We start from the raw sequence: 25,562 nt of genomic DNA on the forward strand, positions 1-25,562 counted from the left end.
TATATCAATAATTTATTCTATTTTCTAGATTGGTGGGCTACTGATGTTACCACGCAGCGACATCATGTAATGGGTATTGTGCATATCTCGACTATTATTATCAGACAAAACTACTTTTGTTTTAAAAAACTTCATTTTAGAGTGCATTTTCAGGAGCTTATTATGGTCATTGTTCGTCATCTTTTATTATTTTTATTGAGCGGTATATTACTGAGCGCATGTAGTCCCAATGAGCAAGGCAAGGAGCAAGCGCCTCAGTTACGGCCGGTGCGAACCATAACGGTGAGCTTGTTTCATGCAGGGCCTGTACAAGAGTTCCCGGGTGTTGTGGATGCGGCAAATACAGCTCAATTATCATTTAAAGTCTCAGGTGAAGTGAGTAAGTTACTGGTAAAGCAGGGGCAAGAAGTAAAAAAAGGTGATGTGATAGCCACTTTAAACGATACCGATTATAAATTGTCACTTGAAGAGGCTCAAGCATCGTTTGATAAAGCCAACGCAGATTTTGGCAGAGCAGAAAAGTTACTTAAAACGGGCACTATTTCAAAGGCCGATTATGATCAGCTTAAACTGCAATTTGCCAGTGCTAAAAATAAGTTAGCTACCGCGAAAAATAATTTGGAGTATACCACGTTACATGCGTCTTTTAGTGGTGTAGTAGCTCGTACCCAAATTGAACAATTTGAAGAGGTGCAAGCTAAGCAAGCAATCGCTACTTTACAGGATATTAAAACGGTTAATGTGAAAGTGAATGTTCCTGAGAGCGTGATGATTAACGTTTCAAAAGATGTGCCAAAGCAAGTTTATGCTGAGTTTTCTGCCATTGAAGACCAGCGCTTTCCTTTAACGTTTGTAGAAGTCAGTACTAAGGCTAATGAAGTCACCAATACCTATGAAGTGACGTTAAGTATGACGCCACCTACTGGCTACAACATTTTACCGGGTATGACGGCCAAAGTGTTTTCAAGCCAAGTTGCTGTTGATAAACAAGCTATCTATTTACCTGTAAAAACAGTTTTAAAAGATCAACAAGGTAACTATGTTTGGACCGTTGAAGCCGTTGGCGATAATCAAGGAAAAGTAACCAAAACACCAGTGACGATAGGCGAAATGACCCAGTATGGTTTTCAAATTATTAATGGGGTTTCAGCTGGCGAACATGTTGTATCGGCAGGTATGAGTAAAGTAAGTGATGGTCAATTGGTGAAATTTATGGGAGGCGAGGCGTGAATATTACTCGATTAGCTCTTGAGAATAACCGCACTGCTTGGGTTGTTCTTTTAGCCATGCTTCTATTTGGGATACTGGCGTTTAATAAAATGCCCAAAGATTACGACCCCGGCTTTATTATTCGCACTGCTCAAGTCGTTACATACTTTCCCGGAGCCAGCCCACCGCGGGTTGAGGCGTTAGTGACGGACCAAATAGAGAAAGTCGTACAACAAATTCCAGAATTAGATTTTGTAAGTAGCACATCTAAAACCGGTGTGTCGATCGTGAGTGTTAATATTAAAGAAAGCTATAAAAATATGCGTCCTATTTGGGATAACTTGCGGCGTAAAGTACAAAGTATAGAAGCAGAACTGCCCAAAGGAGCACAAGCGCCTATTGTTAATGATGAATTTGGTGATGTATTTGGTATTGTTATTGGTTTGACTGCTGAAGGCTATAGTCATCGGGAAATGGAAGAGGTTGCAGAGCAAGTTCGCGATACTTTTTTACGTTTACCTGATGCGGCAAAAGTAGAAATTTACGGCACTCAAGAACAGCGGGTGTTTATTGAGTTTGAGAATAGTCGCTTAGCTGCATTAGAACTTTCGGCAGGCATATTACAACAACAATTGGCGGCACGTAACATTGTAAACCCAGGTGGCACGCTTTATGTTGGCGATGAAACCTTAGTGGTAGAACCCAGTGGTAACTTCGAGTCGGTATCTGAAATAGCGAATACCATTATTAATGTGCCTGGCAGTGAACAAGTTATATTGTTATCCGATATTGCCAAGGTTTATCGCGACCACATTGAACCTGCAAAAGCGAAAGTTCGAGTCGGTACACATCAGGGTTTAACCATTGGTATTTCGATGCGAACAGGAGGAAATAATCTAGACCTTGGCAAGCAAGTTAAGCAGACTATCCAGCATCTAGAGAGTGTTTACCCTATTGGTGTGGAGTTTAAGCTATTATCCTTTTTACCTCAGGAAGTTGAAAAAAAGGTCAATGATTTTGTTTCTAATTTAGTTCAAGCGGTGTTGGTTGTGACAGTGGTAATGTTATTTACTTTGGGGTTACGCACTGGGCTTGTAGTTGCCAGTTTAATTCCAATGAGTATGGTGTTTGGTATTTTGGTGATGTCATTTTTTGATATTAGCATTGATCAAATTTCCCTTGCTGCCCTGATCATTGCATTGGGTATGCTGGTGGATAATGGCATTGTGATGTCAGAAAATATCATGGTGCAAATGGAGCAAGGTAGGCGCGCGGTTGATGCTGCAGTGGATTCGGCTCAAGAATTGAAAGTGCCTCTGTTGGTATCATCGCTAACAACAGGGGCGGCATTTTTGCCCATTTTCTTGGCAGAATCATCGACAGGTGAATATACCGCATCACTGTTTAAAGTAGTAACGATTACCTTATTGTGCTCTTGGATATTGGCTTTAACGATGATCCCCATGCTTTGTGTTTATTTTGTAAAAGTAAATACAACCCAACAGCAGGCATTTAGTGGCCCAATTTATAGAAACTATCGTGCAATTTTAGGGTGTTTGCTGCGTTATCGATGGCTCACTGTAGGGGCGTGCATATTGATGTTCTTTATAGCAATTCAAGCATTACAGCTGGTGCCAAAGTTATTTTTCCCGCCTTCAGATAGAACTTACTTTAAGGTTGAATTAGAGCTGCCAGTGGGAACGCGTTTAGAAAGCACTGAGCACTTAGTTAAAGATTTTGAACAATACCTGCACAGCCAATTGTTAGTCAATGAGCAACGTTCTGAGGGGGTAACGCAATGGGTGAGTTACATAGGCAATGGAGGACCGCGTTTTTTGCTTAGCCACAACCCAGAACCAAGCAGTGCGAACTATGCCTTGATGATAGTGTCGGTAACGTCATATACCTTAATTGATGACATGATGACTAAAATTGAAGGTTATGCACTTACTCGCCACCCGGATTTATTACTTAAACAACGAAAGATTGAAAATGGTGCGGCAATAAATAACCCTGTAGAAGTACGTATTCTGGGTGAGGATAAGGCAAAGTTAATGGCAATCGCTGAGCAGATAAAGCAGCAAATGCGGCAAACACCGGGGTTAAAATCAATTAGTGATGATTGGGGTTTGCCAATTAAAAAGCTTGAGATCAACATTAATCAAGCAAGAGCAAGGCGGGCTGGTGTTTCAAGTGAAGATATCGCCACTTCATTGCAAACGGGTTTAAGTGGACTAGAGCTTACGCAGTACCGTGAAAAAGAAGATACCATACCGGTAATTCTTCGCTCTGTTGCTGCTGATAGGCAAGATATCGCCAAACTAAAAGCGATGGCGGTGTATTCACAAGCCTCTGGTAATTCGGTGCCATTGCAACAAGTTGCAGACGTAGAGGTGGTATGGGAAAGCGCGCAAATATTTCGCCGCGATCGTGTTAAATCAGTGGTTATTGGGGCGCAAATTGACGGTATCACTGCGAGCGAGGGGTTTGCTTCACTCACCCCGTGGCTTGAACAGCAACAAAAAGATTGGCCCTTTGGATATAGTTATGAGTTAGGCGGTGAAGCGGAATCCTCTGGTAAAGCGAATGAATCAATCGCAGAAAAACTGCCAATTGCAGTTCTGATTATTGTATTGCTGCTGGTGGCACAGTTTAATTCAATACGTAAGTCATTATTGGTGCTGGTGACGATACCTTTGGGATTTATTGGCGTTGTTGTCGGTCTATTAGTCGGGCAATCATTTTTTGGCTTTATGACATTATTAGGTGTGATTTCATTGGCTGGTATTGTTATCAATAATGCGATTGTTTTGCTGGAACGGATCAAAATTGAATTGGACGCGTCACCACAAGCGCCCATTAATGCCATTATAATGGCGGCTCAAGCCAGAATGCGGCCGATATTATTAACCACGGCCACAACCGTGTTGGGCTTATTACCGCTCTATTTGGGTGGGGGGGAAATGTGGGAACCTATGGCACTGAGTATCATGGGTGGGTTGTTGTTCTCAACGCTACTCACACTTGGGGTCGTGCCTGTGCTTTATGCATTATTGTTTAAAATAAGCGCTCATAATGAAAGTGAAAAGGTGGTATAAGTAATCATTTGCTAATGAGTGTTAAAGAGCGTAAATGCGACAGACAAATGAATAACCATTCCGTTACAGTATGAGTGCAAAGTGAAAGCGGCATGAGGAGACGAGATATGAAAAACGTTATTGTATTGATAATGGGCTTATGTGCAGCATGTAGTGTGTATGCTGGTGAAGCCAAAGTAAGTTTTAAAGATTTTAATGAATACCGAGATGTGTATCCATCAAATGAAGTGAAAGGGGCTTATCACAAACGACTAGCTAAGCAATTTGAAAGGCACATTGCAAAGTTAGCTGAGCAATTACCACAAGGCTATAAACTTGATGTGACCTTTAATGACATAGACCTTGCTGGAGATGTGCGTTTTAGCATGAACGATGTTCGCATCGTTAAACCTATTTATTTTCCACGCCTAAATATTCGCTATCGGTTAGTGAATGAAAAAGGTGAACAAGTACTGAAAACGCAAGAGCGAGAGCTTAAAGATATGAGTTTTATGGATAGAATAAAAGTAGGCCGAAACGAAGCGTTATATTACGAAAAGCGTTTGCTTAATGAATGGTTCGATAAAGATGTGCTAGCCACAGCTAAAATCTAAAATAGCTAAATGCGCACCGAGTAGCTTAAATTAGCTCGGTGCGTTGTTGCTATTTAAATGTTGCAAGTAGCTGTAATAAGCTTTGTAGCTTCAGTACTGTCGCTTTTAATTTTGCTTCATCTATAGTTTCTTGCTCGCTCAATGCTTTAACATCGCCAGCAACATCTAATACGTAGGGCTTAAAGCGTTTTGCTTCAAAAGAAAATCCAGCCTCTTCGGTAAATAGCGCTGTAAATTTTCCATGTCCTTGTTGCTGTAATTCGTCTAATTTTTTATCAGCATCAAGTGACTGACGATAAACAACTTTTAGGTTTTCATTTAATTTTTCAATAATGGCCTGCATTTTCTTCCTAAAGTTATTGTTGAAACGGCCGATAGTCTACTCGGATTCATTTAAAAAGTCAGGTAACGCTTATGAATATTTCCGGAAATAACCTGCCTGTCATGTCTGGTGCGGGGCAAAGTGGCGAAGTATATAGTGCCAATTTAGCTAAAAAGCAGCAGCAAGCAGAAGGGAAAGCGGCACTTGCTTTGATTGAAGCCGCAGGCAGCAGCGCAGCAGCGCAAAGTCCTGCACAATCAACCACAGCAAGTTTAGGTAATAACATTAACGTATACGTTTAACGTATCGTTATTGTTATTCCAGCTGTAAATCAATCGGTGTCTTACTTGTTTTGCCACCGATTTCTCTGACCAATTTGGGTACCAAAAACCCAGGCAGTGCTTCTAGCATATCAGCCATGATTTTTTGTGCTTGCGCCTGCTCTACATCAAAGTGGCTTGCACCTTCTACTTTATCAAGCAAATGTAAGTAATAAGGTAATATATCCGCGTCAAATAATGCTTCACTTAAAGTAATTTGCGCTTGTGATGAGTCATTAATATTTTTAAGCAACACTGCTTGATTTAATAAGGTAACGTTAGCTTGTTTGAGTTTGCGCATAGCGCTAATAAATATATCGTCAATTTCATTAGCATGATTAATGTGATTAACCAAAATTACTTTTAAGCGGCTGTAAGCAAATCGTTCGCACAAAGTATCGGTAATACGGCTGGGCATAACAACAGGTAAACGGCTATGAACTCTGATACGCTTTAGTTGCATTAATGGTTCAAGTTGGTCCATTAGCCAAGTAATTGCATCATCTTTTGCCATTAATGGATCACCACCACTTAAGATCACTTCGTTTATTTGCGGATGTTTTTTTACGTAATCTACTATATCAAGCAGAGCGAGCTTGTTGATCTGATTGTCTTGATAAGGGAAGTGACGACGAAAACAATAGCGGCAATTTACAGCACAACCTGTTTTTAACATCACTAAAATGCGCGAACGGTATTTGTGCAACACTCCAGGTTGTGTACTTTGTTGTTCTTGCAACGGGTCTTTATTAAAGCCTGCTTTAGTTAAAAATTCTTGGTGAACTGGTAGCACTTGTAGCAGTAATGGATCGTTGGCATCGCCGTAGCGCATTTTCTTTATAAACGCTTGTGGTACACGAAGAGGAAATAAACGTCTCGCTTGGACATCTTTTGTGTCAAAATGCGACTCTAAACCCAACATATTGAGTAAGGTTTGAGGGCAAGTTACGACATTTGCCAATTCTTTTTGCCAGTTACTATGCAAATTTACTTCATTTGTTTGTATCATTAGCAGGTTTATTACTCGAAAAAAATGATTAGAGGATACGATGGCGAATTATAGCACCAACGAGTTCAAGGGCGGCTTAAAAATTATGTTAGATGGCGAACCTTGTGCCATCTTAGAAAATGAAATGGTAAAACCGGGCAAAGGCCAAGCGTTTAACCGTGTTAGGATCCGTAAGTTGATCTCAGGTAAAGTATTGGAAAAGACCTTTAAGTCAGGCGACTCAGTTGAGGGTGCTGATGTAATGGATACCGATCTTGCTTATCTGTACACCGACGGTGAGTTTTGGCATTTCATGAATAATGAGACGTTCGAGCAAATCGCTGCAGATGAAAAAGCAGTGGGTGAAAACGTAAAGTGGTTAGTTGAAAACGACGTATGTACGATTACTTTGTGGAACGGCAGCCCAATTGCGGTGACGCCGCCTAACTTTGTAGAGCTTGAGATCACAGAAACTGATCCAGGCCTTAAAGGGGATACTGCGGGCACTGGTGGAAAGCCTGCAACATTGAGCACAGGTGCGGTGGTACGTGTACCATTGTTCGTGCAAATCGAAGAAGTGATCCGTGTTGATACACGCACTGGCGAATATGTGAGCCGCGTTAAATAACATCCACTGTAGCCCAATTTTACTGGGCGCATGATTAAAAAGTCCCAGCTATGTGCTGGGCTTTTTCTTTTAGCAGAATAAAATTTAAGAGAAATACAATGCCACAGCCATTTTGGGCACCCAGTGCTGACATTAGCACGTTGAAAAAACGGGCTGCCATATTAGCTAAAATTAGAGGTTTTTTTGCAAGTAAAGGTGTATTAGAAGTTGAAACGCCAAGTTTATGTCGCGCAAGCGTTACCGATGTACACCTTGCAAGCTTTAAAACGCATTTTGTTGGGCCAGGCTCCGAAGGTGGTTTAGACCTTTATTTGCAGACTTCTCCTGAATTTGCGATGAAAAGATTATTGGCAGCAGGCAGTGGCCCAATATATCAATTGGCTAAAGCATTTCGAAATGAAGAGTCGGGGCGGCATCACAACCCAGAATTCACGATGTTGGAATGGTATCGTCCAGGTTTTAATGAGTTTGCATTGATGGATGAAATTGAACAGTTAATACAACTGATCTTGGCTTGCCAACCTTGTACTCGTATCACCTATCAGCAGGCTTTTCTAGATGTTTTAGGTATTGATCCACTAACGATTAGTTTTGATGAATTAAAGCAATGTGCCAACGAACATGGTTATGGCGATATCGCACAGCAAGAAACGAATCCCGATACTTTGTTACAGTTACTATTTTGTATGCAAGTTGAGCCCAAAATTGGTATTGATGCCCCTTGTTTCGTGTATCATTTCCCTGCATCACAAGCGGCACTTGCACAGCTTAATGAACAAGACTCTCGCGTAGCTGGGCGTTTTGAATTGTATTATCAGGGAATGGAGCTGGCCAATGGGTTTAATGAGTTAACCGATGCTAAGGAGCAAGTTCAGCGTTTTAATGAAGATAACCTGCAGCGCACGCAGAAGGGGTTGTCGGCCGTTGCAATAGATCAGCAATTTATTAACGCGTTAGAGCATGGCTTGCCACCGTGCTCAGGTGTTGCGTTAGGTATTGATAGGTTGATTATGCTAGCGCTTAACAAAGGTCATATTAGTGATGTGATTGCGTTTGGCATAGAGCGGGCATAATGCCCGCAATATAGCAATTTATACAAAGCGCTTTAGCGCTTGCTGGGTAGTTTGGGTGAGCTGTTGCGCATGCTTACAATCTGCAAGTGCAGTATCAATTTGTGTTTTTGCTTGTTGCGCAAGTGCTACAATTTGCTGTACTGATTCATGCGTATCAGCTTGAGTTGACTCTAATTGGTGTACTGCACTGGCAATTTGCTCAAGCTGGGCCTGATTGCGCTCAAAGTCATAGCTCATGTCAGTAAACCCGAGGGAGGTTTTACTAATTGCTTGCTCTGCTGATTCGGAGTGGCTTATGAGTAGTTCAGATTCACGATGAGTTTCACCTACTAAGCTATTCATTTGGTTAATGAAGTCACTTATTTGACGAGTTGCATCATTGACCTTAACCGATAGACTACGTACTTCGTCGGCAACCACTGCAAACCCTCGTCCAGCTTCACCCGCACGTGCTGCTTCAATGGCCGCATTGAGAGCCAGTAAGTTGGTTTGATCTGAAAACTCTTCGACCATTTTCAAGATACTACGAATATTTTCACTGTTCTCCTTTAAACCGGATACAGTTGTTGAAAAATTACCAAGCAACACGGTGATCTGCTTTACTTCATCAACCAACGTGGTCAAAGATTGTGATGATTCTTGAACGAATTGTAGGCTTTGTGTATTGGCTTGATATACTTGGTCGGTATTAGTCACAATACTTTGTAAACTATAAGTAACTTGGTCGCTGGCGGCAATAATAGAGTCACTCATATTAATTTGCTGCCCGCTAAAATCGGCGGTTTGTTGCATGGAGTGAGTGACTTGTTCATTGCTGGTTGCCGCTGTTTGTGCACCCTCATAGGTTTTTTCTAGTAATTCTCGTAAGTGCAGGGTAAAGGCATTATATTGCTCGCTCAGCTCTCTAAATTCATCATAAGAAAATTTGGGTAGTGTGGCATTTAAATTACCGTCTTGGCGGTTTGCCTGTTGCAGGCTATCGCGCATGGCTCGTACCGGGCGTACAATTAAAAAGCGCATATAAAACAGGGTGAATATAAACCCGCCTACAGCACCTAACGTCATTAACCAGAATAAGCCAAAACTACCGTTGTTAGCATCTAATTCACGATACAACCATACTAAGGTAAACACTTGAAAGGCAAATACAAAGCTAAGGTTGCCAAATATTTTGCGTGAAAGTGTATAAAAAAAGCTTTGTTCAATTTGATTATATAAGCGCATGTATAGACTCATTGTTGGCTTTTGATTATCCATAATTGTCTTTCCCAAGATTCTGCAACCTGATTAAACAGGGCATTTGGCTACAGCTGATAAAAACATAAATACTTCTCTTATCAATAATATATGCTAAGAACGCGATAAGATCATTTTTGCATAACATGGAAAGTTACTAAAAATGCCATCGACTCCTAATGCGCGCATATCTTCTATGTCTTGTTGTTTATCGACTGTATAGGTAAATACCTTTAACCCACGTTGTTTGGCATCATCAACGAACTGATGATTAATAAAGTTCTTATCAATATGAATGCTGTAGGCATGCAAACGCTGGGCAAATTCTGCGTAGTGCAAGGGAATAGATGCGGTCAGAGCACCAATTTTTATCCACGGCATATGTTGTTTTAGCCAAACTAATTGATGATGGTCAAATGATGACACGATCAATTGCTCGCGCGCAAAGGTGTCTTGGCGTATGTTTTGTTCGATACAGGCAACAAACTTATCTAGGCTAAAAGTATGTTTTAGCTCTAGATTTATCATACTTTTGTGGCCTATTTCGTCAAATATTTGCTGCAAATTTGGGATAGACTCACCATTACCCGCATCCAACGTTTGTATTTCTTGCAAGGATGTTTGGTTGACTTTGCCCGTGCCATTGGTAGTTCTATCAAGCCAAGTGTCATGTACAATAGCGTAGTCATCGGCACAGCTTTGTACATCTAATTCAATGCCATCTACATCAGCCTGTAATGCTGCTCGAATAGCACTGAGCGTATTTTCGGGGTAATTACCGCTGGCACCTCGATGGGCGAATACTCGCATTGGGCTTTTTCCTTGTGATAGACCAAGTTTCAAAACAAGCAGCGCTGATCACCAGCAAACCGCCAACTAAAGTCATAATTGTTGGTTCTTCTGCCAACAGCATAAATGCCAATAGCGTCCCATACAAGGGTTGTAAACAAGAAATTAATCCAGCAGTGGTCGCCGACAAATGTTTTAGGCTACTGGCAAATAAAGCATGGGGAATGGCAGTAAATACAACACCAGCAAGCAAAATATAGTAAATGTCTTGGCTTGGTAGCTGTGTGGGCGGTATTTGTACAAATGCAGCCAGCATCATGCAGGCTGTGAGTGTTTGGTAAAACATGGTATGCGGGCCACTGTAGCTGGCAAAAAAGCGTTTTTGTAATAAGTTGCGCAGCGCAAATAAAGCACCAGAGATGATACCTGTGATGATCCCAAGGGTTACTTGGTTACCTAAACTCGCTTCTGGTATTAACAAATAAATACCAAACAATACCACGCAAGCGCTGACTATATCCTTATTTTTAATACGTTGTTTTGTGAAAAAAGGCTCTAAAAAAACTGTGATCACTGGGTATGTAAAAAACGCGATTATGCCAGTTGCAATGCCGGCCATTTGCATCCCAGCAAAATAGGTAACCCAATGTAGCCCAACTACGACACCCAGCATGACGGCTATAAAATAGTCTTTATTTTGCTCTAGACGTAGTCGTTTTCCTGTCAGTTTTAGTAGTAATGCCAAGACGACAAACGCTACGGCTGTTCGATAAACGGTTATATCTAATGCGGATAAATCAATTAGTTTTGAAAATAGTGCAGTACCTCCAAATAGAAGTACAGCGATGTGTAGGTATAAAAGAGAGGTTTGTTCAGGACGCATTACTTTTTCTTGTAGATTTGTGAGGCATGCAGTGTAGCATGTTGACAATTGTCACTGAAACTAGCGCTATTAAACAGATAATATATTTGAACAACTCAAATGAGATGAGTAATTATGCATGTGATGAGTAAATTAGGTGTTGAACTGCCGCTACATAAAGAACAAAAAATGGGTATGTGGGCGCTGATATTTTCTAGCTTTTACTTTTTTCCGCTACTAGCTCAAAAAACGCCCGTTAGTGTTGTTGATGTAATAGCACAAGTTGCTGTGTACATGTTATTTATCGCGTTTTACCTGATTGCACTTTATCAAAAAGGTCCGCGCCTTACTGGTATATTATTGTTAATGATGCTGATCTGTGGGTTGGGTACCATGCTAACTTATGGGACACAGTCGATATTTGGCTATGTGGGGTTTTTCTGTGGGTTATGTTACCGACTAGCGCAAGGCTTAATTATGATGGCTATGCTTATGTCGGCGCTATTGTTGACTGGCTTTTTGTTTGCTAATGAGTCGCTTTGGTACTTTTGCTTGCCTGCTTTTGTGGTGGGTGGTGGGTTATTTGCGCTGGGCGTTATTGGGCGTAAAGATCAAACCCATCGACTGCAGCATAGGCAAAGTCAGCAACAAATACAACAATTGGCAGCGATTGCTGAGCGAGAGCGCATTGCGCGAGACTTGCATGATTTACTTGGACATTCTTTGTCGTCTATTGCTTTAAAAGCGGAACTAGCGACTAAATTACAGCAGTTAGGGCAACATGGCCAAGCAATACAAGAATCATTAGAGGTGGCGAGCATTGCTCGTAGTTTGTTGAGTGAGGTTCGAGAAGCCGTTTCAGGATTGAAACAAATAGGCTTAGATGCTCAATTAAAGGCACTACAGCAGCGCCTTGCACAAGCCGGTTTTAATGTGTTTATTGAAAATCAAGCGCCGTCATTAAGTGCGCAACAAGAAAGCGCGTTATGTTACATCGCTAAAGAGGCTGTGACGAATATTTTACGTCACAGCAAGGCTAAGAACGTCAAAGTAGCGTTAATGCAGCAAGATAATGTTGTGTTCTTTAGAATTGAAGATGATGGTGATATTAAAAATTTAACGCATGGTAATGGCTTAGAGGGTATCAAAGAACGCGCTTTGCAGTTAGGTGCAAAGTTGCACGTTGATATTTCGCATGGCTTAAAACTGCAACTAACAATGGAGCAAAGCGTTAATGAAAGTCATGGTGGTTGAAGATCAAGCCCTAGTGCGAGGCGCTATTTCAGCATTACTTGGTTTAGAGCCAAATATTGAAGTGGTTGCACAGGCGGTAGATGGCGTTGATGCAATTGAGAAGCTATCAAAATATCAAGTCGATATTGTACTTACTGATATCGAAATGCCGAATAAAACAGGGTTAGAACTTGCACAATATATTAATGAGCAGCTGCCAACTGTACTGAGCGTTATAATGACGACGTTTTCAAAAGCGGGTTATATTCAGCGGGCAATGGACTTGAATGTTAAAGGGTTTATTTTAAAAGAAGCACCAGTTAGCTATTTGGTCAATGCCCTTGAAGAGGTAATGCGAGGCAAAAAGGTGATTGAACCCGAACTGTTGGCGTTGGGGGCCGGAGAGCGCGATCCACTAACGGATAAAGAGCGTGCTGCACTGCGTTTAGCAGGGGAAGGCATGACCACCAAAGAGATTGCTGTAAGGTTGTATTTAAGTGATGGCACGGTCAGAAACTACCTATCGGAGGCAATTGCGAAGCTGTATGCAAGCAATCGAGTTGATGCTGCTAGAATTGCAAAACAAAAAGGGTGGTTATAGTGCGCGCATGTAAATAAAACTTTCACTCTCTGGAGCTGTCTCATTAGTAGATTTTGGGTTAAAATAACAACATAACTCAATTAACAAGCTAGTGAATGTCAAAACAGGATCCTTATCTCAGTCGAGAGCAAGACAAATACGAAAACCCAGTACCTAGTCGCGAATTTATATTAGAGCACATTAAAGCAGCCGATAAAGCGACCACCTTCAGCCAACTTTGTAATAGTCTCAATGTGTTAGACGATGAGCGCCAAATCGCGTTTAAACGTCGTTTACGCGCTATGGAGCGTGACGGTCAGCTGCATTTTAATAAATTTAAGCGCTATGTTATACCGACCGATGATGGGTTGGTGAAAGGTCGCGTGATAGGGCACCGTGATGGTTTTGGCTTTTTGGCTGTAGAGGGCGAACCTAAAGATTGGTTTATTGCTAAGCATCAAATGAATACCGTTATGCATGGCGATATTGTATTGGCTAAAGCGGCCAGTAGAGGCTCTGGTGGCAAAGTTGAAGCGCGTATTATACGAGTACTTGAAGCTGAACGAGCGCCGATTGTTGGTCGTTACTTTGTTGAATATGGCAGTGCAGTGGTAGTGCCAGAAGACCCCCGAATTACCCAAGATATAATTATTTTACCGGGTAGTGAAAAAGGCGCACGACACAACCAGATGGTGCAAGTACAAATAACCCAAAGCCCAACTAGGCAAATGAATGCGGTGGGTAAAGTGGTTGAAGTACTTGGTGAGCATATGGCACCGGGTATGGAAATTGAAGTGGCGCTGCGTAATCATGATATTCCGCATGTTTGGCCCCAAGCAGTGCTTGAACAAGTATCTAGCCACGGTGAAGATGTTGCTGAAGCAGACAAACTCGCCCGGGTTGACCTAAGAGACTTACCCTTGGTTACCATCGATGGTGAAGATGCCCGCGATTTTGATGATGCGGTGTATTGTGAGCGCAAAAAATCGGGTGGCTGGCGTTTATGGGTTGCCATTGCCGATGTATCTCATTATGTGCCCAAAGGCAGCGCGTTAGATACAGAAGCCATAGAACGTGGTAACTCAGTGTACTTTCCTGAGCAAGTGATCCCCATGTTACCCAAAGTACTGTCCAATGGTTTGTGTTCGCTGAACCCACAAGTTGACCGCTTATGTATGGTTGCTGAGATGACCATATCAGAAGCAGGGCGCTTGTCTGGTTATCGTTTTTATGAAGCGATAATGAACTCTCATGCGCGTCTTACCTACACCAAAGTACATGCTATTTTGCAAGGTGATGAGAAGCTGCGTGAACAATATTCACCCTTAGTGCCGCACCTAAGCGATTTGCAACAAATGTATATGGCGTTAAAAGCGGCTCGACAAACACGTGGTGCTATTGAATTTGAAACGTTAGAGACGCGATTTGTATTTAACGCGCACCGTAAGATTGAATCAATCGTGCCGCTGGTGCGCAATGATGCGCATAAACTCATTGAAGAATGCATGATCTTGGCTAATGTGTCGGCAGCTAAGTTATTAGCTAAGCATGAAGCCAGCGCGCTATATCGTGTGCATGATGAGCCTGATCAAGAAAAGCTTAGTCATTTTAGGCAGTTTTTAAATGATTTAGGTATTGAGAGTTTACTCCCTAACGACCCATCACCTTTAGAGTTAACAGCTGCATTAAATCAGTTGGGCGAGCGACCAGAAAAAGAACTGATTCAAACCATGTTGCTGCGCTCGATGAAGCAAGCTGTATATCAACCAGATAATATTGGTCACTATGGTTTAGCGCTAGATGCCTATGCACATTTTACATCCCCCATTCGTCGCTACCCTGACTTAGTGGTACATAGAGCCATCAAAGGAGTGCTGAGTAAGCAAGGGCAAAACACATCCGGTGCGTATGTTTATGATACCGATGAAGTAGACCAATTAGGCGAGCAATGCTCTACCACAGAGCGAAGAGCGGATGATGCGACTCGAGAAGTGGCGGATTGGTTAAAATGCGAGTTTATGCAAGACCATGTAGGCATGGAATTTAGCGGTGTGGTGTCATCGGTTACCACGTTTGGTTTATTTGTACGTTTAGATGACTTGCAAATTGATGGCATGATCCATATTTCTAGTTTAGGGCAAGAGTACTTCCATTTTGACGGTGCTAAGCACTGTTTGGTGGGGGAGCACAGTCGCCAAGTGTATCGTTTGGGCGATAAACTCAGCGTTACGGTTGCTTCAGTGAGCCTTGATGAGCGACGCATTCATTTAGCTATAGCAGGTGAGCAGGTGCCAGATCGCTACGCTAGGCGTCGGAACAAGCCGACTAAAGTGGATGAAAAACCGGCATTAAGTAGCGTTCGCGCGCAATTAAAGGCGGGTAAAATTCCTAATAAGCGCGAAGGTGACACTGAGAGTAAAACCGATCGTAAACCGCAGAAAGGGAAAAAAACTACCCCTAAAGGTCAGTTGAAAAAAGCCAAAAAAGCGGGTGCTGACACAGTAAAAAGCAAATCAAAAACCAAGGCGAAAGGCAAAAAAGTGAAAGCAAAACGCCCTGGTAAGAATGCGCGAAAAAGCAGCAAGAATAGCTCTGGAGCATAATATAAGTGAGTAACGAATTAATTTTTGGTTTTCATTCAATTGAAGCCATTTTGGGTAAAGAGCCTGAGCGCTTTTTAGAGATTTATGCGCTTAAAGGGCGAGAAGATAAACGCCTAAACCCATTGATAAATGAAGCCCGTAAGTTTGGTATTTCAGTGCAATTCATGCAAAGAAAAGCACTAGATAACAAAGCAAAAGGTGAACAACATCAAGGGATCATTGCTAATGTTAAAGCCGCTCGTACCTACAGCGAACGCGACTTAGATGAGATTTTAGAGCGTGAATCAAGCCCGTTCTTTTTAGTATTGGATGGCGTGACAGACCCTCATAACTTAGGTGCCTGCTTACGTAGCGCCGATGCTGCAGGTGCTCATGCGGTGATAGTACCAAAAGATAAGTCAGCCAAGCTTAACGGCACAGCCCGAAAAGTAGCCTGCGGTGCGGCAGAAACGGTGCCGCTTATTCAGGTGACTAACCTTGCACGCACACTACGTGATATCAAAGAAGCGGGTGTTTGGGTAGCAGGTACTGCGGGTGAAACGGATACGCACGTATTTGATGCTAGTTTAACTGGGCCGATTGCAATTGTAATGGGCGCAGAAGGTGATGGTATGCGCCGCTTAACCCGAGAGCATTGCGATATTTTAGTTAAAATCCCAATGGTGGGCACAGTGTCTAGTTTAAACGTGTCGGTGGCAACGGGCATTTGTTTGTTTGAAGTGCTAAGACAGCGTAGCGCCTTGTAAAATTGACAGCTAAGTAAAGGTATTTCGATATAAAAAAGCGCTGTATATTGCATCGTTTTTTATTGTGTCAGTGTTGCAGCTCAAGTAAAAAAGTTACCATTTGAGTAATTACTAGCGATTTTCTTTAGAAAATAAGCAAGACATATATGGACGCTCAGCAGTGATCAAACAAAGCTAATCAATCGAGGTGACTTTTAGTCGCCTCGTGCCTTTCTTATATTATTTACCTGCTCAATACCATAACGCAGATTCAGATTCACTAACCTGAGAGATACAGTCGCATGGTTTATGCCCAGTAATTTAGCTGTACCACGCAGGGTATTGGCTTGTTTTAATGCGAATAATAATTGCAAGTCGTCCCGGTTTTTCATGCTGACTGTATTCAGTGTGTTGGTACCTTTAAGTTAATGCGTTTTTTGCATCGCGTATAGCAAATGCAGATATTTTCCATTGTCCATCAATTAAATAGACGTAATAGTTCGCACCAACTTTGTTATACAGCTTACCTGTTTGTGTATATCGCTCAGCGACATTGCTCACCAGCGCAATATTACTGTTGAGAAAATGTACCTTTATTTCCCCCTACTTTATATGCGTTACCCCATCAGTTTTTAAATTTGATCAAATACCTGAACCTGCTGATTCATTTGCGCCTGAGCAATAACATTTGGCTGGGGTTTAGTAGACATTAACATCAGTGTATCGGTATATAAATGGGGGCTTTTAGGCAGGACCAAGTGTTGTAAGTAATGGCTATATTTAGTCATATAACTGGCAAACAATTTTTTGATATTATCTTTGCGGGTATTTGCCTACGTATAAAAACTTAGAAAAAGTAGTAAAAACGATGTGATTAGTTTCATGTGGTTTGCTCCTTGTTTGTTTTCATCACCCTAACAAGCATGATAATCAATGTCATGGATTGGTATCTAGTGTATTAACTTTGCACCACACTCAATATACAGTGACTTAACATTGAAACAGAGCATATTTTCCTATCTTGCGGCCATGATACAGGTTATCCGGCTATAAGCCGGGGTGTTGGAAGCTAAGCGTTTTGATTAATTTCACTTGTCAGATAAAGTAATTTTTAAAAATTGTTTCATTATTTGAAACGGCTGCCTTATTAGTGTAAAAAGACTTCAAAGTTTAAGAAGAAAATAAAAAATAGGAAATAGAGTGTTAAAAAATATTTTTTTTGCGGCATTTATGTTGACATTAGCTGCATGTAAAACAACCCCTTACAAAACGCCATTGGCTGAAAATACCCTTAATGGTCCAATAGATGTGTACATAATGGTGTCGCAAAGTGAGCTTAATGCAGACGTTCCTGTTAGTAATAGTTCTGGTGTAAGCGCTCAATATGGAGTCATTGGTGCGCTTGTCGGTGTTGCTATTGATTCAGCAATCAATAGTTCAAATATGGAGGAAGCACAGGATCCACTTTCTATTGTGCGTAACGAACTAAATTTGTTTGATTTCGATAAACAGTTTGTAGAAGCCATAAAAGCCAAAATGACGATAGCCAATCAGCAACTTGGTAATACATACCTTGTCTATTCAGGTGAAGAGCTAGGCGCTAAAACGGAAGTTGGTCAAAAGTATATGACAATTGCACCAGATTACCGTCTGTCGATGGACTTTAGAGTGCTACGAATGTCTGCGAACGTGAAAATATTGGAACGTGCAGCTAAAGGTGCAAAGCAGCAATTGCCGGAGTTATATCGAAATAAGTTTACATTTCTTAATAAATCGCTTCCAGAAGCTAAAAAAAGCGAAGAGTTTATTGCGAAACAGGTTGCAAAAGCGAAGGCTGAGTTTGATAAGCTTCCAGACTCGACAAAATCAGAGAGAAGATACAAAGCTAAACTTCAAAGAAAAATTAAAAAAGCAAAGCGTCCAAACACTAACTTCGAAGAGTCGAGAGCCATTACAGCCAACGCCTGGGTGACAACTTATCAAGGTCAATTGGAAGCCCAATTAAAGACGTCAATTAGTTCAATTGTCGACCTTGTTAATTTCGATGTGCAAGATACAGAAGACTTTGTGGAGCGTGAAGCATCTGGAAAACTTACTAGTGCCTTTTCTGAAGTGATACAGCGACTTCCTGAGCGAAATATAATACGTATAATCCATGGTTACGACACTGGTAAAGTATGTTCAGTACCGAGCAATAATACTACTGATATTACAGTATGTTTTTAATCAATGAGCACTAATGAGTACTTTAGTTAGGCTCGCGATTTTTCTTGTATGCTGCGTTGTATTGTCAGCATGCAAGACTACGACTCATATGAAGTCTATTCAATGCAAGCATGCTATTCGGTTTGGAGTTGATGATGTTGTACATAAAAAAGTTAAGTATTTTGATTTAGAAACTGTTCAGGATGCGGTTGAAAGTCGATATACACAGGCACAAGATGCTCAGATATCAGTTATATTAGAAAAAGCGTATATCTCATATGAACCATATGTGTTAAGTGGTCATGTACTAATTAGTGTGAGAAACGATCACTTAGTGCGTTATTTTCGGGGCTATGACGTTGATGTAAATATGGCATCTACTACTGACGAATTTAATGATGTAATTATTCAATCAGTGTTCAATGCTCTAGATGATGCGTTAGACGCATGCGATGTTATGATACGGGGCAACTGAGTAAGCTGAACTATGAAGTAACTGTAGTGTTTCATGGGCTTTTGGTATCGTACGCAAATTTAAGTTCATCAAGAGCGCTTATCTGTATCAGTTTTTTATGTACCAAATTGCTGCTCTCAGTGTCGATGTGAAAGAACGTATAAAATAGTTATGAGTAATCGCACTTTGTTTTTACCTCGATTACTCACTTTTTTATAGTTAATGGTCGGTGCCTAAAATGGCCTCTAATTCCTTCAGTGATTGTACTGTGTAAGTTGGCTTGATACCTTCAGGACAGCTAGCATCTGGATGCTGTAACCAACAGCTATCAATGCCAAAGTTATTGGCTCCTAAAATATCGCTGCTGGGGGTATCGCCTACCATCAGCACTTTATTTTTATCTGGGTTGCCCAATAAAGAAAGCGTGTGAGCAAAAATAGAAGGGTCAGGTTTAGCTGTACCGACTAATTCTGATACTACCAAACAATCGAAGTAATCGTTTAACCCTGTATGGGCGAGTCGCTTTTCCTGTAATGCTGCAAAACCGTTGGTGATAATGCCAAGACTGGCCTTGCCTTTGAGGTGGTTTAACAAGCTGCGTGCGCCAGGTAGTGGTTCGCAAATGCTTGCCATTGACTCTAAAAACCCCGAATTTAATTCGTTAGCAGGTACCTTTAGTCGCTCTGCCCATTTTGCAAAGCGCGTAATTTGCAATGTTGTGGCATCAATACGACCAGCTTGATAATCAAGCCAAAGTGGGGCATTTACCGCTTGATACTCTTTGTGATCGTGCTCTGTAAATTCTACGCCATAGTTAGAAAATAATTTCTTCAAGCCTAAAAATGCGTTAAAGCTGAACAGGGTTTCATCGGCGTCAAATAGAATATGGCTATACTTCATCACTGGCCTTTTCGATATATAAATGTGGATGTAAAAAGGGGGCCATGGCTAAGGTGAGTGCTTGTGTATAAGTGCTTTCACGCGTCGCAACATGATTGGTGAGCAAACCAATTGCCCCTCCCTGCTGTTTAATATTGGTGGTATTAAACACACGGTCCATAACTGGACCTAATTCTTCGCCCACCATGAGTGCATTATAAATAGGCTGCGGTAACGGTAAATTACTACTGCGATTTACACTGGTGTAATGAGCATTAGCAACTACCACATAAGCAAACGTAGCAGGGCCGTAGCTAAATTGGTGGGCACCGCCTTCCATTGCACAGAAAAAGTCAGCGTCATGATGTTGCTGTAGGTAGCTCACTCGGTTTTGCGCGCCTAATCGGGTTTGCTCTTCGCCTAGGGGTTGCTCTGGCACACCACTTGGAGCATGTAATCCTTGGCAATCTATTTGATATTCAGGGAAATAGCGCGCAATCACGCTTTTAGCTGCACTAATTTTGACTGGATTTTGAGAACCCACTAATACTTTAATGGTCTTTATTGATGCCATGAATCGCTTCCAACTGCGGCAAAAAGAGGGTCACAAGTTTAATTTGCGATGATTGAGCCTGCAAGTTAAATCGGCAGCTCAACGGGGGCCATATTTTCTATCGCGCGTTTTTTTACTAATAAATCTTTGATAAGAGGGGTAAGCACTAACTCCATGGCTAACCCCATTTTACCGCCAGGGACTACCAGAGTATTCATACGTGACATAAAGCTGCCATCGATCATATGTAAGTAATAGGGAAAGTTCACATCATCAATACCGCGAAAACGGATCACCACAAAGCTTTCATCTAATGAAGGGATGTCTTTGGCACTAAACGGATTAGAGGTATCGACAGTGGGTACACGTTGAAAGTTGATATGGGTGCGAGAAAATTGCGGTGTAATATGATTAATATAGTCATCCATACTACGTACGATTGAGGTCATTACCGCTTCTCTGGAGTGGCCGCGCTCATTGGTATCGCGAATTAGTTTTTGGATCCACTCTAGGTTAATTATTGGCACCATACCGATGAGCAAGTCAACGTGCTTGGCAACATCATGCTCGGGTGTTACCACACCACCGTGTAGTCCTTCGTAAAAAAGTACATCGGTATTGGGTTCTAAATCTTGATAAGGTGTAAAAGTACCGGGGAGTTGATTGTAAGGAACAGCATCATCAAAAGTGTGCAGATAACGCCTTATTTTGCCATCGCCATACTCGCCGTAGCGACTAAATAGTGCTTCTAAGGCGGCAAAATCATTCGCTTCTTGGCCAAAGTAGCTTATGTGCTTACCTTCTTGCAGAGCATCTCGTTTGAGCTTATCCATTTCAGGCCGGGTATAGCGATGAAAGCTATCTCCTTCAATAAAGGCTGCATTAGCACTCACACTACGAAATATATGTTTAATTGCGTTGGTAGTGGTGGTAGTACCTGCCCCTGAGCTACCAGTTATGGCTATGATAGGGTGCTTTTGGGACATAATAAGCCTCGATAATCTCAAAACATGAACAAAATAGGTGAATTCGATTGTTACTCGAAGCGGCTTGAATAGCAAGTTTTGTGGTTTAACGCACAACTGGGTATGATAAAAGAAAAATAATAAGGACCATTCATGAAAGCTTTAATCCCACTGGCTGTATATTTATTTTCGATGTATATAGTGACGGCGCAGGCAGCGATGCCACAAAGCCAAATTTTGCTTGCTAGTGAAGTTGATGATTCAATTAAAGTTGTGTCTATAACCTCGGATGATAACTACCATAATCAGCCTGTTGTGACTAAAAAAGGAGTGTATTTTACACAAGGAGTGACCACTAAAGAGCAAGCTCAAACTGATTTGTTTTTTTATGATTTTGCAGATAAAACAAGCCATAATTTAACCAATACTCCTGTGTCAGAGTTTTCACCTACTTTATACCCCGATGGTGATGGGCTATCGAGTGTGGTGGTAGAGCCTGATGGTAAGCAAAAGTTGTGGTTTTACCCATTTGATAAAACCCAAAGTGCACAGCGTATCTTTGATCATATCGAGCCGGTTGGTTACCACGCATGGGGTAATAAAGGTGATTTGGTGATGTTTATTTTAGGCCAGCCACATACGCTGCAATACGCCGACTTGACAGGTCACTTACCAACAAAGGTCGCTAAAGATATCGGCCGAACACTGGCCTTTAATAATAAAAAGCAAATTTACTCATTTACCTATAATAAAAATGGTCAACACTGGTTTGCCAGCTTTTCGGCAAACACACAGCAAGTGAGCGACCATTTTGTGATGCCAGAAGGTGTACAAGACTACACATGGTTAAATGAGAGTCATGTGGCTTATGCGATTGGTAATCGTATTTATATGCGTGATTTTGAAAACCCCAAAGCGATATCGCAGTGGCATAATTTAAGTCCATATTGTGATACACATATCTCAAGATTAAGTTATCACCAAGGTAATTTAGCGTTTGTGTGTGATAAATCTTAATTAACGCTGCACAGATATAAAAATTTATTTAAAATAGTCAGCAGGTTTTTATATAAAGGAAGCGATATGAGTATATTAGTGACTGGCGGAGCTGGCTATATTGGCTCACACACCTTAGTTGAGCTACTACAACAAGGTGAAGACGTGATAGTAGTAGACAATTTAAGTAATGCATCACAAGAGTCACTAACACGTGTCGCGCAGATCACGGGTAAAACAGTGAGCTTTCATCAAGGTGATATTTTGGATAAAGCCTTTTTGGATGGCGTATTTGCCCGTTATGATATTAGCCAAGTTATTCATTTTGCTGGTTTAAAAGCGGTAGGCGAATCGGTTGTTAAGCCAATTGAATATTATCAAGCAAATGTACAGGGCACGCTTACATTGTTAGATGCAATGCGCGATGCAGGTGTGTTTAAGCTGGTTTTTAGTTCGTCAGCGACGGTATATGGCGACCCGCAAAGTTTACCTATCACAGAGCACTTTTTAGTCGGGGGTACTACAAACCCTTACGGCACATCTAAGTTAATGGTGGAAATGCTGTTGCAAGATGTTGCTAAATCAGACGAGCGTTGGGCATTTGCGATTCTACGTTACTTTAATCCGGTCGGCGCGCATGAGTCGGGCTTAATAGGCGAAGACCCAAATGGCATTCCAAATAACTTACTCCCATATATTGCTCAAGTTGCTGTTGGTAAGCTTGAACAGTTAGGTGTATTTGGGGATGACTATGATACTGTGGATGGCACCGGCGTTCGAGATTATATTCATGTTGTTGATTTGGCGGTGGGTCACTTAAAAGCGCTAGATAAGTTGGCAACTCATACGGGTACGCATATTTATAACTTGGGAACAGGTAATGGTTACTCGGTGTTGCAAATGGTGAGTGCATTTGAAAAAGCCTCGGGTAAGTCCGTTCCTTATCAAATTAAACCTCGTCGTGGTGGTGATATTGCAGCATGTTATGCGGCACCACAAAAGGCTGAGCAAGAACTTGGTTGGCAGGCACAACGTGGCCTTGATGATATGATGCAAGACACATGGCGCTGGCAAAGCAATAACCCCAATGGTTACAAGGTCTAATTTATATCAAAAAGTGTAGATAAGTAGCCTACTATTTATCTGCACTTTTATGTGCTTAGGCCATGGCCAATTCGCTTTTAGCCCCTAACCAACGTAAGACTAATGGTTCAACCACTTCAGGGTGAGCTTTCATAAGCTTAAATGCTAAAGGCCTAACTTGATTTAACAGTGCTTTATCGCGGTTTAAGTCAGCCACTTTAAACTCTGCAAGCCCAGTTTGCTTGGTGCCTAGTACTTCACCAGGGCCGCGAATCTCTAAATCTTTTTCTGCGATGACAAAGCCATCATTACTATCACGTAACACGCCCAAGCGTTTTTGCGCTGTGTGTGATAAAGGTGCGTGATAGAGCAATAAGCAATGTGATGCGATAGCACCTCGACCCACACGTCCACGTAACTGGTGGAGCTGAGCAAGCCCTAATCGCTCAGGGTTTTCAATGATGATTAAACTGGCATTAGGCACATCAACACCTACCTCAATTACGGTGGTAGCGACCAATACATTAATATCGCCGTTTTTGAAATCACTCATGATCTGTTGTTTTTCTTGTGCCTTCATACGGCCATGCACCAAACCAATTTTGAGCTCTGGCAGTTGCTCAGTAAGTTGTGCGGCGGCATCTTCAGCGGCTTGGCATTGCAATACTTCTGATTCATCAATTAAGGTACACACCCAGTACACTTGTCGTTTATCGTCTAAACAGGCACTTTTTACTCTACCGACTACTTGCTCACGGCGACTATCAGGCACAGCCACGGTGGTAATAGGGGTACGGCCCGGTGGTAGCTCATCAATCACAGACGTTTCTAAGTCGGCATATGCAGTCATCGCTAAAGTACGCGGGATTGGCGTTGCGGTCATAACTAGCTGGTGCGGGTAGCAGTTATTAAACTGACCCTTTTCGCGCAGTGCAAGGCGCTGATGTACACCAAAACGATGTTGCTCATCGATAATGATTAAAGCAAGGTTAAAAAAGCTGACTTGTTGTTGAAATAGCGCATGAGTGCCAACAATCATTTGTGCTTTACCGCTGGCAATGCTTTCTAATGTACGCTCACGTTCTTTACCTTTAGTTTTACCACCAAACCAAGCCACTTCAACGCCTAACTTGCTAAACCAGTTACCAAAGTTGATGCCATGCTGCTCTGCAAGTATTTCAGTGGGAGCCATCAGTGCAACTTGATAGCCTTTAGCAATGGCACCGAGCGCAGCCAGTGCAGCGACCAAGGTTTTACCTGACCCCACATCTCCTTGCACTAACCGCATCATTGGGTAGGGATGTTGTAAATCCTGTTTAATTTCTGCCACAACACGGCTCTGTGCGTTCGTTGGAGCAAATGGTAAGTGAGCTAAAAACTCAGGCTCTAAGGTGTTATTGGGTGGTAAAGGCACCGCCTTCACTGTTTGAGCGCGCTGACGTAACTGCAACAAACTGAGATTTTGCGCAAGCAGCTCTTCAAAGGCTAGCCGCTGTTGTGCTGGATGTTGTCCTAGTTCAAGAGCGGATAGGTCAGTATCTTGTGGTGGCTTGTGCAGCGCTAATACAGCATCTTTTAAACTTAAATCTGCAGGGCGATATGGTTGTGGCAAATACTCATCAAGCTGATACTTTTGCAAAAGTGCAATGGCTTTATCAGCAATGGCACGAATACTGAGTTGTTTTAGGCCTTCGGTGGTTGGATAGACCGCGGTGAGTGTCGCCAGTGATGGATCTTTAGGCTCACTGTGACAATCGCGGATACTGTATTCAGGATGGGCCATTTCCAAGCCCGCTTGGCCCCTGCGTACCTCACCAAAACAGCGGATCACCTTACCTGTTGCCATGGCATTTTTTTGCGCTGCATTAAAGTTAAAAAACCGCAGTGCCAGCCTGCCTGTGCCGTCGTTGACATGACAAATTAGCATGCGCCTTTTACCAACAGTAATTTGGCTATGCTCTATTTGCGCTTCAATACTGACATGGCTATGCGGGGTAAGCTCGGCAATCGCGTAGGTACGGGCTCTATCTTCGTAGCGAAGTGGCAGGTGAAATAGCATATCTTGTACGGTAAAAATGCCCAGTTTCGCCAAGCGTTCTGCTACCTTAGGTCCTACGCCTTTAAGCTCGGTAATAGGGTAGTGAGAGAGGTTTGGCGTTGACATGCTA

24 protein-coding genes are annotated in these 25,562 nt (G+C 42.0%); 14 read left to right on the forward strand and 10 right to left on the reverse strand.

The genetic code is table 11. The features are described 5' to 3' along the window. Nucleotides 1-162 precede the first annotated feature (162 nt). From SANK73390_RS06445 to SANK73390_RS06455, 3 genes are all read left to right on the forward strand, one after another. Nucleotides 163-1,230, forward strand: a complete 1,068-nt coding sequence (locus SANK73390_RS06445; protein WP_462764764.1) for an efflux RND transporter periplasmic adaptor subunit — start codon at nucleotides 163-165, stop codon at nucleotides 1,228-1,230. After that, a complete protein-coding gene (locus SANK73390_RS06450; RefSeq protein ID WP_462764765.1) occupies nucleotides 1,227-4,307 on the forward strand; it encodes an efflux RND transporter permease subunit in 3,081 nt (1,026 codons plus the stop codon). Before SANK73390_RS06445 ends, SANK73390_RS06450 begins: the two co-directional genes overlap by 4 nt. A gap of 107 nt (nucleotides 4,308-4,414) precedes the next feature. Beyond that, the gene (locus tag SANK73390_RS06455; RefSeq protein WP_462764766.1) at nucleotides 4,415-4,900 is read left to right on the forward strand and encodes a DUF3016 domain-containing protein; all 486 of its coding nucleotides are present in this window, start codon (nucleotides 4,415-4,417) and stop codon (nucleotides 4,898-4,900) included. A gap of 49 nt (nucleotides 4,901-4,949) precedes the next feature. Here the strand turns inward: SANK73390_RS06455 and SANK73390_RS06460 are convergent, their stop codons facing one another. Then, a complete protein-coding gene (locus SANK73390_RS06460) occupies nucleotides 4,950-5,243 on the reverse strand; it encodes a prephenate dehydrogenase (protein ID WP_462764768.1) in 294 nt (97 codons plus the stop codon). Between the two features lie 71 nt (nucleotides 5,244-5,314). On the opposite strand from SANK73390_RS06460, the gene SANK73390_RS06465 reads away from it, so the two are divergent. Beyond that, entirely contained in the window at nucleotides 5,315-5,524 is a 210-nt protein-coding gene (locus SANK73390_RS06465; protein WP_152087188.1) for a hypothetical protein, read from the forward strand. A gap of 13 nt (nucleotides 5,525-5,537) precedes the next feature. On the opposite strand, the gene epmB is transcribed toward SANK73390_RS06465, so the two are convergent. Then, nucleotides 5,538-6,551, reverse strand: coding sequence for an EF-P beta-lysylation protein EpmB (gene epmB / locus SANK73390_RS06470; RefSeq protein WP_462764771.1), 1,014 nt, complete (start codon nucleotides 6,549-6,551; stop codon nucleotides 5,538-5,540). A gap of 40 nt (nucleotides 6,552-6,591) precedes the next feature. Between epmB and efp the strand changes: the two genes are divergently transcribed. Beyond that, on the forward strand, nucleotides 6,592-7,158 hold the full coding sequence (efp, locus tag SANK73390_RS06475) for an elongation factor P (RefSeq protein WP_261593203.1): 567 nt from the start codon (nucleotides 6,592-6,594) through the stop codon (nucleotides 7,156-7,158). Between the two features lie 98 nt (nucleotides 7,159-7,256). Next, nucleotides 7,257-8,231, forward strand: a complete 975-nt coding sequence (gene epmA / locus SANK73390_RS06480) for an elongation factor P--(R)-beta-lysine ligase (RefSeq protein ID WP_462764773.1) — start codon at nucleotides 7,257-7,259, stop codon at nucleotides 8,229-8,231. An 18-nt stretch (nucleotides 8,232-8,249) separates the two neighbouring features. Here the strand turns inward: epmA and SANK73390_RS06485 are convergent, their stop codons facing one another. The 3 genes from SANK73390_RS06485 to SANK73390_RS06495 all read right to left on the reverse strand — a co-directional run bounded on the left by SANK73390_RS06485 (nucleotide 8,250) and on the right by SANK73390_RS06495 (nucleotide 11,139). Next, nucleotides 8,250-9,467, reverse strand: a complete 1,218-nt coding sequence (locus tag SANK73390_RS06485; protein WP_462764882.1) for a methyl-accepting chemotaxis protein — start codon at nucleotides 9,465-9,467, stop codon at nucleotides 8,250-8,252. A gap of 114 nt (nucleotides 9,468-9,581) precedes the next feature. Next, nucleotides 9,582-10,277, reverse strand: coding sequence for a glycerophosphodiester phosphodiesterase (locus SANK73390_RS06490; protein WP_462764775.1), 696 nt, complete (start codon nucleotides 10,275-10,277; stop codon nucleotides 9,582-9,584). Continuing rightward, a complete protein-coding gene (locus tag SANK73390_RS06495) occupies nucleotides 10,243-11,139 on the reverse strand; it encodes a DMT family transporter (protein WP_261626119.1) in 897 nt (298 codons plus the stop codon). Before SANK73390_RS06495 ends, SANK73390_RS06490 begins: the two co-directional genes overlap by 35 nt. A 114-nt stretch (nucleotides 11,140-11,253) precedes the next feature. Between SANK73390_RS06495 and SANK73390_RS06500 the strand changes: the two genes are divergently transcribed. The 4 genes from SANK73390_RS06500 to rlmB all read left to right on the forward strand — a co-directional run bounded on the left by SANK73390_RS06500 (nucleotide 11,254) and on the right by rlmB (nucleotide 16,280). Beyond that, nucleotides 11,254-12,372: a sensor histidine kinase gene (locus SANK73390_RS06500; protein ID WP_462764777.1), complete on the forward strand. Its 1,119-nt coding sequence runs from the start codon at nucleotides 11,254-11,256 to the stop codon at nucleotides 12,370-12,372. Further along, nucleotides 12,353-12,952 (forward strand): response regulator transcription factor, encoded by a 600-nt coding sequence (locus tag SANK73390_RS06505; RefSeq protein WP_462764779.1) that lies wholly within the window; start codon nucleotides 12,353-12,355, stop codon nucleotides 12,950-12,952. The genes SANK73390_RS06500 and SANK73390_RS06505 overlap by 20 nt, the downstream gene beginning before the upstream one ends. Before the next feature lie 95 nt (nucleotides 12,953-13,047). After that, a complete protein-coding gene (gene rnr / locus SANK73390_RS06510; RefSeq protein ID WP_462764781.1) occupies nucleotides 13,048-15,534 on the forward strand; it encodes a ribonuclease R in 2,487 nt (828 codons plus the stop codon). A 5-nt stretch (nucleotides 15,535-15,539) separates the two neighbouring features. Then, complete coding sequence (rlmB, locus tag SANK73390_RS06515; protein WP_462764783.1) at nucleotides 15,540-16,280, forward strand: 23S rRNA (guanosine(2251)-2'-O)-methyltransferase RlmB; 741 nt, start codon at nucleotides 15,540-15,542, stop codon at nucleotides 16,278-16,280. A gap of 194 nt (nucleotides 16,281-16,474) precedes the next feature. Here the strand turns inward: rlmB and SANK73390_RS06520 are convergent, their stop codons facing one another. Beyond that, nucleotides 16,475-16,651, reverse strand: a complete 177-nt coding sequence (locus SANK73390_RS06520; protein WP_462764785.1) for a hypothetical protein — start codon at nucleotides 16,649-16,651, stop codon at nucleotides 16,475-16,477. Nucleotides 16,652-17,459: 808 nt separating this feature from the next. On the opposite strand from SANK73390_RS06520, the gene SANK73390_RS06525 reads away from it, so the two are divergent. Together SANK73390_RS06525 and SANK73390_RS06530 are read left to right on the forward strand one after the other, a co-directional pair. Beyond that, nucleotides 17,460-18,485 carry a hypothetical protein gene (locus SANK73390_RS06525; RefSeq protein ID WP_462764787.1) on the forward strand — a complete coding sequence of 342 codons (1,026 nt, stop codon included), beginning with the start codon at nucleotides 17,460-17,462 and terminating at the stop codon, nucleotides 18,483-18,485. A gap of 88 nt (nucleotides 18,486-18,573) precedes the next feature. Then, nucleotides 18,574-18,939: a hypothetical protein gene (locus SANK73390_RS06530; protein WP_462764789.1), complete on the forward strand. Its 366-nt coding sequence runs from the start codon at nucleotides 18,574-18,576 to the stop codon at nucleotides 18,937-18,939. A 198-nt stretch (nucleotides 18,940-19,137) separates the two neighbouring features. Here SANK73390_RS06530 and yjjG read toward each other — a convergent pair whose 3' ends face one another. From yjjG to SANK73390_RS06545, 3 genes are all read right to left on the reverse strand, one after another. Continuing rightward, nucleotides 19,138-19,818, reverse strand: a complete 681-nt coding sequence (yjjG, locus tag SANK73390_RS06535) for a pyrimidine 5'-nucleotidase (protein WP_462764791.1) — start codon at nucleotides 19,816-19,818, stop codon at nucleotides 19,138-19,140. After that, nucleotides 19,808-20,371: an inosine/xanthosine triphosphatase gene (gene yjjX / locus SANK73390_RS06540; protein ID WP_462764793.1), complete on the reverse strand. Its 564-nt coding sequence runs from the start codon at nucleotides 20,369-20,371 to the stop codon at nucleotides 19,808-19,810. The genes yjjG and yjjX overlap by 11 nt, the downstream gene beginning before the upstream one ends. Before the next feature lie 65 nt (nucleotides 20,372-20,436). Next, nucleotides 20,437-21,336 (reverse strand): phosphoribulokinase, encoded by a 900-nt coding sequence (locus SANK73390_RS06545; RefSeq protein ID WP_261593192.1) that lies wholly within the window; start codon nucleotides 21,334-21,336, stop codon nucleotides 20,437-20,439. A gap of 132 nt (nucleotides 21,337-21,468) precedes the next feature. Here SANK73390_RS06545 and SANK73390_RS06550 point away from each other — a divergent pair, with 132 nt between their 5' ends. Both SANK73390_RS06550 and galE read left to right on the forward strand, forming a co-directional pair. After that, entirely contained in the window at nucleotides 21,469-22,332 is an 864-nt protein-coding gene (locus SANK73390_RS06550; protein ID WP_462764796.1) for a TolB-like translocation protein, read from the forward strand. Between the two features lie 66 nt (nucleotides 22,333-22,398). Then, nucleotides 22,399-23,415, forward strand: a complete 1,017-nt coding sequence (galE, locus tag SANK73390_RS06555) for a UDP-glucose 4-epimerase GalE (RefSeq protein ID WP_462764798.1) — start codon at nucleotides 22,399-22,401, stop codon at nucleotides 23,413-23,415. Nucleotides 23,416-23,470: 55 nt separating this feature from the next. On the opposite strand, the gene recG is transcribed toward galE, so the two are convergent. After that, a complete protein-coding gene (gene recG / locus SANK73390_RS06560) occupies nucleotides 23,471-25,558 on the reverse strand; it encodes an ATP-dependent DNA helicase RecG (RefSeq protein WP_462764800.1) in 2,088 nt (695 codons plus the stop codon). Nucleotides 25,559-25,562: the final 4 nt, after the last annotated feature.

It is taken from the genome of Pseudoalteromonas sp. SANK 73390 (genome assembly GCF_054966645.1).